Origin of the sequence: Streptomyces tanashiensis, assembly GCF_014648895.1 — a bacterium.
GTDB classification, from domain to species: Bacteria; Actinomycetota; Actinomycetes; order Streptomycetales; family Streptomycetaceae; genus Streptomyces; species Streptomyces tanashiensis.
The window spans coordinates 232,812-241,402 of sequence record NZ_BMRZ01000012.1 but is presented as its reverse complement, the minus strand read 5'-3'; the positions used below and the strand labels follow the sequence as shown (position 1 = coordinate 241,402).

Genomic DNA, 8,591 nt, shown 5'->3' with positions numbered 1-8,591 from the left:
GAGGTCGAGCAGTGGCTGCGCGGGACCCTCGGCGTGGACGGGTCCGCACGCGCCTGACCGGTGCCGGGGGACGGCGCGCGTCAGGCTCCGGCGGCCGACTGCGCCTCGGCGGCGGCACGGAACAGCCGGCGCAGCCGTACGACCCCGAGGTCGTGCTGGTAGAGGTTCTCGCGCTGGTCGGCGTCGGCGGGCATGGCCTCCAGCATGACGCGGTCCTGTTCCAGGACCTCCCAGTGCCGCTTCTCGATCAGCGTCCGGTACAGGAACCGCCAGGTCGCCCGCTGCCAGTCGTCGACACGGCGGTAGCGCCAGAAGAAGACGCCGCTGCGCTCTTCGTCCACCGGGCAGACCATGCCCACGATGCCGAAGGGTCCGCCCGGACCGGCGGACGGCGGGTACGGGATGGACAGGTCGACCCAGTCCACACCCGTACGGCACAGCTCGACCCAGTCGAAGTTGACGCCCCGCTGGTCGGTCTTCTCGAAGAAGTAGCCGCGGCCGGTCTCCCGGATGCGGAACCTGGCCGTCGTGTCACCGTCGAACATCGTGTGCGACTCGTGGTGGAGGAACGCGCCGTGCATGGGGTCGAGGAGGTTCTCCACGGCGTACCGCCAGGGCACGTCCCATTCGGCGTAGCACAGGAACGCGTCCACCTCCGGGTCCGTCAACGGCTCCGGCAGCGACAGACCCACCGGCTCGGGGTGCTCCTCGTCGCCGAAGTACGCGAGGACCGCGCCGCCGACCTCGCGCACCGGCAGCGAGGTGACGAGCTTCTTGCCCTCCAGGCCGCAGCCGGGCAGCCCGGGGACGGAGGAGACGGTGCCGTCCGTCTCCACCTCGACGCCGTGGTACCAGCAGGCGACCCGGTCACCGAGGTGCTTGCCGAGCGACAGCGGTGCGCCGCGGTGGGGGCAGCGGTCGGAGAGCATGGAGAGCCGGCCGTCGGAACGGCGGAACAGCAGCCACTGCTCGCCGAGCACGGTCACCTTGCGCATCGCGCCGGGGGCGACGAAGTGCGAGGGGACGACGGGGTGCCACTGGTTGCGCAGACCGGTGGCGTAGATGTGGTCGGCGGTGGCGGTGGACGACAGCGTCACGTCAGGCTCCCAGTCGGTTCATCTCGGCACGGAAGGACTCCTCGGTCCACGGTGCGCCGTCGGCGGTGTGGACCTTGCGGGCGTTGAGCCCCCTCACCACGTCGGTGAGCTCGTGCCCCTCCTGGGTGAAGACCTCTTCGAGGGTCGCGGCGAGCTTGTACTCGTACGGTGTCGGTTCGCGCGTACGGGACTGGTGGACGTCCAGGTACGGCCAGGTGTCGGTCACGATGTCTCCTGAGAAGGCGGGGAATCAGGGGGCGGGTCAGAGGTCGAGGACGAGCCGGCCGGAGGCGCAGCGGGAGACGCAGATCATCATGGTGGTGCCCGTGGACCGCTCCGCCTCGCTGAGCAGGAAGTCGCGGTGGTCGGGCGTGCCGTCGATCACGCGAATCTCGCAGGAGCCGCAGACTCCGTCGCGGCAGGAGCTCGCCACGTCGATGCCGGCGCTCTCCGCCGCTTCGAGGATCGAGGTGTCCGCAGCGACCCCGAGCGTCAGTCCGGACCTGCGGCATTCGACCTCGAACGCCGCGTCGTCCCCGGTGCGTTCGACGGCGGGGGCGGCGAACCGCTCCAGGCGCAGCCGGCCCTCGGGGCACCGCTCCTCCACGGCCGTGAGTAGCGGCTCCGGGCCGCAGGAGTAGACGAGCGTGCCGTCGGAGAGCCCCGCCAGGGCCGTCTCCAGATCGATGTGACCCGACTCGTCCTGGGGGACGAGGGTGACATCGCCGTCGAGAAGGGCGAGTTCGGCCCGGAAGGCCATCGACGCCCGGCTCCGGCCGCCGTAGACCATCCGCCATCCGGTGCCCCGCCGGGCGGCCTCACGGGCCATCGCCAGCAGGGGCGTGATCCCGATGCCGCCGGCGACGAAGACGTACGCGTCGGCGTCCTCCAGAGCGAAGTGGTTGCGCGGCTCGGAGACCGTGATGCTGTGACCGGGGCGGAGCGTGGTGTGCACGTAGCGGGAACCCCCGCGCGACGAGGGCTCGTCGAGCACTCCGATGCGATAGACCTCCGGGTCGTGCGGGTCGCCGCACAGGCTGTACTGGCGGACCTGGCCGCCGAGATGGACGTCGATGTGGGCGCCCGGCGCCCAGGCGGGCAGGGGCTTGCCTTCGGGATGGGAGAGTTCGACGGACAGCACGCCCTCGGCCTCCCGGGTCATACGGCGGACGAGCAGCCGCAGTGCGTTCTCGCTCATGACCTGGTGCCTCCTTCCAGTGGGGGAGCGGTACGGGTCGGCTACCGGCCGGGGATCCGCACCGGCGGGGTGAACGGGTTCTTCATCGGCCCCAGGGCCGTGAGGTCGACCTCGACCAGCGTCGGGCCGTCCGAGGCCACGGCCCGGCGGAGGACCGGAGCGGCGTGTTCCTCGGCGGAGATCCGCAGGTGGGGCAGCCCGCAGGCGCGCGCGAGGAGTTCGAAGTCGGGGGTCACGAGGTCGACGCCCGAACGCCGCTCGCCGTAGCGGTCCTGCATGTTGCGCAGGACGCCGTATCCGCCGTCGTTGAAGACGATCAGGGTGAGCCGGGGCCGTTCCTGGGCGAGGGTGAGGAGTTCTCCGAGGTGGACGGCGAGCCCGCCGTCGCCCGCCATGACGACGGTGGGGGAGCCGGGCCGGGCGAGCGCCGCACCGATGCCCATGCCGAGGCCCTGCCCGATGCCGCCGCCTCGCGGGAAGACGTTGTCCCGGGGGTCGTACATCTCCAGGAGGCGATTGCCCCAGCTGCTGGACGGGATGGTCACGTCGCGGGCGACGACGGCCTCCCGCGGCAGCGCGGCGCGGATCGCCTCGCAGATCGCGGCCTGGGGGCCGATGGCGTCGTGCAGGGTGGCCCGCACCTCGGCGCGTACGGCGCGGACCCGGTCGCGCCAGCCCGCTTCGGCGGGTGCGGCGTGGCCGGTGAGGGCCGTCAGGGTGGGCGCGGCGTCGCCGTGCAGGGGGTGCGCGACCGGGTAGACCCGACCGAGCGCCTTCGCGTCGTGGTCGATCTGGATGTGCGCCGCGGGCAGTTCCAGGCCGTAGTCGGCCGTCTCGTTGGAACGGAAGTGGGTGCCGACGGTGACCAGGACGTCCGCGTCGGCGAGCAGGGACCGGACCGCGGGGCTGGTGGCGAAGTTCCCGATGACCTGTCCGTGGTCCTCGGGCACCGTGCCGCGCCCGGAGTTGGAGGTGAGCAGCCCCGCGCCGGTCGCCTCCAGCAGACCGGACAGCTCGCGGCGGGCGCCGGTCGCTCCGCCGCCGGCCCAGACGAGGGGACGGCGCGCGGAGGCCAGCAGCGCACCGGCTGCCGCCAGTTCGCCCTCCGTCGGTGCGGGCACGGCGGGGAAGGCGGGAGCGACGGGGGCGTCGTTCTGGGGTGCGTACTGGAGGTCGATCGGCCACTCCACGCTCGCCGGCCCGCCGGGTCCGGCCGGCCCCCGGAGGGCGGCCCGTGCCGCCTCGCGCAGGATCCGTCCGGCCTGCTCGGTGTCGGGAATGCTCGCCGCGTGGGCCGACACGGCGGTGAGCATCCCGAGCTGGTCCTTGGTCTCGTGGATGAATCCCCGGCCGCTGCCGAGGAAGGCGCTCTCCACCTGGCCCGTGACGTGGAGGACGGAGCTGCCCGCGCTCAGCGACTCGATCAGCGATCCGGCGGCATTGCCCGCACCGGTGCCGGTCGACGTCAGGGCGCAGCCGATCGAGCCGCGGGCCCGTCCGTAGGCATCGGCGGCGTTCACGGCGGACGCCTCGTGCCGCACGGGGACGAACCGCAGGTCGCGGTCGACGGCCTCGACGAGGGGCAGGTTGTGCACGCTGACGATGCCGAAGACGGTGTCGATGCCGAGTTCGCGCAGCACGGTGACGAGGAGGTCGCCTCCGTTGTCGTGACGCATGGTGTCTCCTCAGAGGATGGAGCGGCCGACGCCGCCGCAGACGTCGATGCCGGTCCCGGTGATGTACGAGGCGCGCGGCGAGAGCAGGGTCACGACCGCGTAGGCGACCTCCTCGGCCCGGCCGAGGCGGCCGAGCGCGACGCCCCGGTCGGCGGCCAGTTCGGCCTGCCAGTCCTCGTAGCTCACCCCGGTGCCGGCGGCGGCGTGGCGGCGGGTCCACTGACCGGTGTCGATGAGTCCGAGGCACACGGAGTTGACCCGGACGCCCTCCGCGGCCAGTTCGACCGAGAGGGACTTGGAGAGGTTGAGAATGCCGGCGCGTGCGGCACTGGTGGTGATCAGGCGTGTCTCGGGCTGCTTCGCGAGGACCGCGTTGATGTTGACGACGCTCGCCGCGTCGGAGGCCGCCAGGTACGGTCGGGCGGCGTGCAGCGGGTTGAGGACCCCGGCGAACTTGAGCTCCAGTTCGTCGCGCCAGTCCTCGGGAGTGGCGTCGTCGAGCCCCTTCATCCGGGACTGTCCGGCGTTGTTGACGAGCCCGTCGACGCCCCCGAACTCCTCGGCGGCGCGGCGGACGAACCGGTCGACCGCGTCGGGGTCCCGTACGTCGCAGACCGCGGTGAGCAGCCGGCCGCTCTCCGCGCCGAGCCGGGCGGTGGCTCCGTCCAGCCGGTCGGCGTCGCGGCCGCAGGTCGCGACGCGGGCTCCTTCGTCGAGCAGGGCGCGGACCGTGGCCAGGCCGACGCCCGAGCTGCCGCCGGTGACCACGATGACGCGGCCGGCGAGACCCAGATCCATAACTCGTTTCTCCTACAGGTCAGTTCATGGTGAATCCGCCGTTGACGGCGATCACCTGTCCGGTCAGATAGCGGGACTCCTCGCCGAGCAGGAAGGAGACGATCCCGACGAGGTCGTCGGGCTGCTGCGGCCGGGAGACGGCCCGGTTCACGCGGTAGAGGTCGTGCCGCTCGGCGGGCACGCTCTCCGTCGCCTCGCACTCGGTCAGGCCGGGGGCGAGCACGTTGACGGTGATCCCCTTGTCGCCGAGCTCGCGTGCCATGGCCCGGGTGAGCGCGATCACCGCACCCTTGGAGGCGATGTAGTGGGCCAGGCGCGGGGATCCGTAGAGGGCGGCGTCCGACGCGATGTTGACGATCCGCCCGGGGGAGGCGAGCAGGGGGTGCAGGGCCTTCGCCACGAGCCAGGGGCCGCGGGCGTTGACCGCCATCAGCCGGTCCCACACCTCGACGTCGATGTCCTGGAACTCCTTGCCGCCCACCCCGTTCGCGAGCGCGGCGTTGTTGACGAGGCCGTACAAGGGGCCCGCCTCGCGCACGGTCGCCGCGAGCCCGTCCACCGAGGCGGGGTCGGCGACGTCACAGCGTACGAAGCGGGCGTCGATGCCCTCCGAGCGGAGTTCCGCGGCGGCCCGCTCGCCCCGCTCCCGGTCCAGCTCGGCGACGACGACCCGGAAGCCGTCCTCGCCGGCCCGGCGGGCCATGGCCAGTCCCAGGCCACGGCCCGCCCCGGTGACGACGACGACCCGCGGGTCAGTCACGGGTGACACCGTGCATCGGCGAGTACTCGGGGTAGGTCGGCACCTGCGGCTTCTGCGTGCCGATGACGACGCAGAACAGGGCGTCGACGTCGCCCTCGTTCTTCAGGGAACGGGTCACGCCGGCGGGGACGACGATCATGTCCCGGTAGCCGAGGGTGCGGTACTCGACCTCGTCCGGGCCGCGGTGGACGCCCACCCTGACCTCGCCCTCCAGGACGAAGAAGGCCTCCTCGACGTCGTGGTGGGTGTGGGCCGGCCCCTCGGCGCCGGGCGGCAGCAGCATGTTGGAGAAGGTGAAGCCGCCGGAGGGGATGATGCGGCTGTCGTTCTCGTGGTCGCCGGTGGCGCCCGAACCGACGTAGCGGATCTGGCCGCGGCGGTACTGCGGGCCGGCCTTCTCCTGGAAGGAGAGAGTGCCGAAGTCCGCCACGCGGGAGTCCTTGGTGGCGATGAGCGAGTCGGTGTACGCGGCGAGGTCGCCGCCGTCGTCGTACGCGGTGGTGGTCAGAGGCATGGGTAACTGCTCCTATTCGGGGATGCGTGCGGTGATGCGGAGGTGGGAGAGGACCCAGGCGTTGAAGCGCCCGGGCTGTTCCTGATTGGCCAGGTGACCGGCGTCCTTGACGATCACGAAGGCGGTCCTGGGGAGCGCGCCGGCGAGGGCCTGGCTCGCCTCGACGCCGGTCACCCGGTCCTGGTCGCCGCAGAGGACGAGCGAGGGTGCGGCGACCGAGGGGAGTTCGCCGCGGAGATCGGCCGAGGCCATGGACTCGGCCGCGTAGGCGTAGCCCGGCAGGCGGACGGAGGCCGCCATGGTGTCGACGACCCGCCGGACCAGTTCGTCCGGGGCATCGGGGGACACGAGCCGTGGTCCGCGGGCTTCGGCGAAGGCGCGCGGGCCGAGCTCGGCCAGTTCGGTGGCGCGGGCCCGCATGCCCGCCGCCTTCTCCTCGTCCGTGCCCGAGCCGGGGCTGGAGTCGGCCACGATGACGGAGGCGACGAGCTCCGGGTGGCGGGCGGCGAGCCGCAGGGCGATCACGCCACCCCAGGAGACGCCGAGCACGTGGGCACTCGCGCCGCGCTCCCGGATGAGCCCGGCCGCCGTGTCCGCGAAGTCGTCGAGGGTGAGGGCGACGTCGGGATCGGGGGACTCGGCGTAGCCGGGCGCGTCCCAGGCGACGACCCGTGCGTACGAGGAGAGTTCGGCGAGCTGCGGCGCGAACGCGGCGGAGGACGAGCCGATGCCGTGCAGGCACAGCAGGAGGGGTCCGTGGCCGCCCGCCTCCTCGACGTGCACGGCGGCACGGCCGGTCACAGAATCTGCCCGGTGCGCCCGGCGATCGCGGCGAGGCTGCGCAGGACGGCGTACGGCACGACCTGGCTGGTCGCGGGGTTGTCCGCGTCCGGCACGTGCTCCATCTCGAAGCGGTACGCCCCGTGCGGGCCGGACGCCTCGATCACGTGCCGTGTGCGGTGCGCCGCCGGGTCGGCGACGACCTGGACCCGCACAGCGTCCAGGTCGCCGACGGCCAGCGCGACCGAGGCGGCCACGTTCGTCGACTTGGGGAACCGCGCCGGAACCTCGCGCGCGGTGCCGGACATGACCTCCACGGGTCCCGTCGCCGTGCGCATCCGGGTGAGCAAATCCTGGCTCATCCAGGGCTGTTCGAGCGTCGACGGCAGCTTGGTGGTGGTGAGTCGCACGCCCTCCAGCGGGCCGAGGGACCGCACCGCCTGGAGCAGATCGAGACCGCCCACCGCCCCGCCCGTGAAGTACACCCGGCCGGGGCCGGCCGCGAGCAGCCGCTTCGCGAGGTCGTCGTCGGTCAGCGCCCCGGTCGAGGCGATCAGCAGATCGGTTCCGGAGGCCAGCACCCGCTCGCCCCACTCCCTGACGACGCCCTGGCCGGCGGCCTCCACGACGAGGTCGCAGCGCTCCAGCGCCTCCTCGAAGGCGACCTGGGGGGCGGGCGTCGCCCCGCCCAGCGGACGATGGTCGACCACGCACACCAACTCGGCGCCCGTGACCCGCCCTTGGGCGAGCGCGGTGCCGACGACGCGGCCGATCGCTCCCCATCCGACGACCCCGACCTTGCGTACGGTGCTCATGCGATGTCCTTCCGGGAGGCGGTGGTGGAGGAGGCGAGCGGGCCGGGGTCCGGCGCGCCCGCCATGTGGCGGCGGATCTCCGGGGAGGGCGGGCCGGCCGTTCCCCAGAGGTCGGACAGCTCCGGCACCCGCCGCCAGATCCGGGCGATCCAGGCGTCCTCGACGATCTGGGCCACCTCGGAGGTGTACTCGCAGACCAGTCCGGACGGATCGGTGAAGTACGAGAAGGTGTTGTTGCCGGGACCGTGCCGGCCGGGCCCCCACTGCGGGGTGATGCCGTGGTGCCGCAGGCGCCCGAGGCCGCGCATGAAGTGGTCGACCGAGCTCATCTCGTACGCCACGTGATTGAGCGACGTCCACTCGGCCTGGTTGAACGCGATGCAGTGGTGGTCGGCGTTGCAGCGCAGGAACGCCATCTGGTGTTCGGACCAGTCGGAGACACGCAGCCCGAGCACGTCGCAGTAGAAGGCGACGGCCGCGTCGATGTCGGTGGTGTTGAGCACCGCGTGGGTGACGCCGACGGGCACCGCGCCGTCCCGGCCGCGTGGGGGAACGGCCTCGACCTGGGTGCTGATCTCGATCAGGCGCCCCTCGGGGTCGGTGAACCGCAGTCCGTAGCCGCTGCCCGCCTGGTGCAGGGGTCCGGGGCCGAAGACGGGGAGGATGCCCCGGGCTTCGAGTCGCCGGGCGGCCTCGTCGACCTCGGCGGGCGTGCCGACGGCGAACGCGAGCCTGCCGAGGCCCACCCGCTCGCTCTCGGTGAGGTGCAGGACGTGGTGCTCGTCGCCGGTCCCGCGCAGCCAGCGTGCGCCGGTGTCGGACCCGACGGTCTCGAGCCCCCAGACCTCCTCGTAGAAGTCGGCGGCCTCGGCGAAGGCGGGCGTGTGCAGTTCGACGTAGCGCAGGGAACGGAGGCGGGCGATCGGACCGGGCGGTGGTGTGCGGTACATGGG

10 protein-coding genes are annotated in these 8,591 nt (G+C 72.7%); all 10 read right to left on the bottom strand.

Translation table 11 applies throughout. The features are described from left to right. Positions 1-80: 80 nt before the first annotated feature. Genes IE237_RS29480 through IE237_RS29440 form a run of 10 tightly spaced genes read right to left on the bottom strand, consistent with a single transcriptional unit; the run spans position 81 to position 8,588 of the window. On the bottom strand, positions 81-1,097 hold the full coding sequence (locus tag IE237_RS29480; RefSeq protein WP_189805152.1) for a Rieske 2Fe-2S domain-containing protein: 1,017 nt from the start codon (positions 1,095-1,097) through the stop codon (positions 81-83). A 1-nt stretch (position 1,098) separates the two neighbouring features. Continuing rightward, the gene (locus IE237_RS29475; RefSeq protein WP_189805181.1) at positions 1,099-1,326 is read right to left on the bottom strand and encodes a recombinase-like helix-turn-helix domain-containing protein; all 228 of its coding nucleotides are present in this window, start codon (positions 1,324-1,326) and stop codon (positions 1,099-1,101) included. Positions 1,327-1,359: 33 nt separating this feature from the next. Continuing rightward, the gene (locus IE237_RS29470) at positions 1,360-2,295 is read right to left on the bottom strand and encodes a PDR/VanB family oxidoreductase (protein WP_189805151.1); all 936 of its coding nucleotides are present in this window, start codon (positions 2,293-2,295) and stop codon (positions 1,360-1,362) included. Positions 2,296-2,336: 41 nt separating this feature from the next. Continuing rightward, complete coding sequence (locus IE237_RS29465) at positions 2,337-3,971, bottom strand: thiamine pyrophosphate-binding protein (RefSeq protein WP_189805150.1); 1,635 nt, start codon at positions 3,969-3,971, stop codon at positions 2,337-2,339. 9 nt (positions 3,972-3,980) lie between these two features. After that, positions 3,981-4,769, bottom strand: coding sequence for an SDR family oxidoreductase (locus IE237_RS29460; protein ID WP_189805149.1), 789 nt, complete (start codon positions 4,767-4,769; stop codon positions 3,981-3,983). 19 nt (positions 4,770-4,788) lie between these two features. Further along, a complete protein-coding gene (locus tag IE237_RS29455) occupies positions 4,789-5,529 on the bottom strand; it encodes an SDR family oxidoreductase (RefSeq protein ID WP_189805148.1) in 741 nt (246 codons plus the stop codon). Then, positions 5,522-6,043, bottom strand: coding sequence for a cupin domain-containing protein (locus tag IE237_RS29450; RefSeq protein WP_189805147.1), 522 nt, complete (start codon positions 6,041-6,043; stop codon positions 5,522-5,524). Before IE237_RS29450 ends, IE237_RS29455 begins: the two co-directional genes overlap by 8 nt. A gap of 12 nt (positions 6,044-6,055) precedes the next feature. Further along, complete coding sequence (locus tag IE237_RS40955; RefSeq protein ID WP_229842960.1) at positions 6,056-6,844, bottom strand: alpha/beta fold hydrolase; 789 nt, start codon at positions 6,842-6,844, stop codon at positions 6,056-6,058. Next, a complete protein-coding gene (locus IE237_RS40950) occupies positions 6,841-7,638 on the bottom strand; it encodes an aspartate dehydrogenase domain-containing protein (RefSeq protein ID WP_229842959.1) in 798 nt (265 codons plus the stop codon). The genes IE237_RS40955 and IE237_RS40950 overlap by 4 nt, the downstream gene beginning before the upstream one ends. Beyond that, positions 7,635-8,588 carry a VOC family protein gene (locus IE237_RS29440; protein WP_189805146.1) on the bottom strand — a complete coding sequence of 318 codons (954 nt, stop codon included), beginning with the start codon at positions 8,586-8,588 and terminating at the stop codon, positions 7,635-7,637. The genes IE237_RS40950 and IE237_RS29440 overlap by 4 nt, the downstream gene beginning before the upstream one ends. Positions 8,589-8,591: the final 3 nt, after the last annotated feature.

Excerpts from the sequence above, each read along its gene's own strand:
- IE237_RS29450 (WP_189805147.1), bottom strand. The coding sequence starts at position 6,043 with ATGCCTCTGACCACCACCGCGTACGACGACGGCGGCGACCTCGCCGCG.
- IE237_RS29465 (WP_189805150.1), bottom strand. The coding sequence starts at position 3,971 with ATGCGTCACGACAACGGAGGCGACCTCCTCGTCACCGTGCTGCGCGAA.
- IE237_RS29440 (WP_189805146.1), bottom strand. The coding sequence starts at position 8,588 with ATGTACCGCACACCACCGCCCGGTCCGATCGCCCGCCTCCGTTCCCTG.
- IE237_RS40950 (WP_229842959.1), bottom strand. The coding sequence starts at position 7,638 with ATGAGCACCGTACGCAAGGTCGGGGTCGTCGGATGGGGAGCGATCGGC.
- IE237_RS29470 (WP_189805151.1), bottom strand. The coding sequence starts at position 2,295 with ATGAGCGAGAACGCACTGCGGCTGCTCGTCCGCCGTATGACCCGGGAG.
- IE237_RS29460 (WP_189805149.1), bottom strand. The coding sequence starts at position 4,769 with ATGGATCTGGGTCTCGCCGGCCGCGTCATCGTGGTCACCGGCGGCAGC.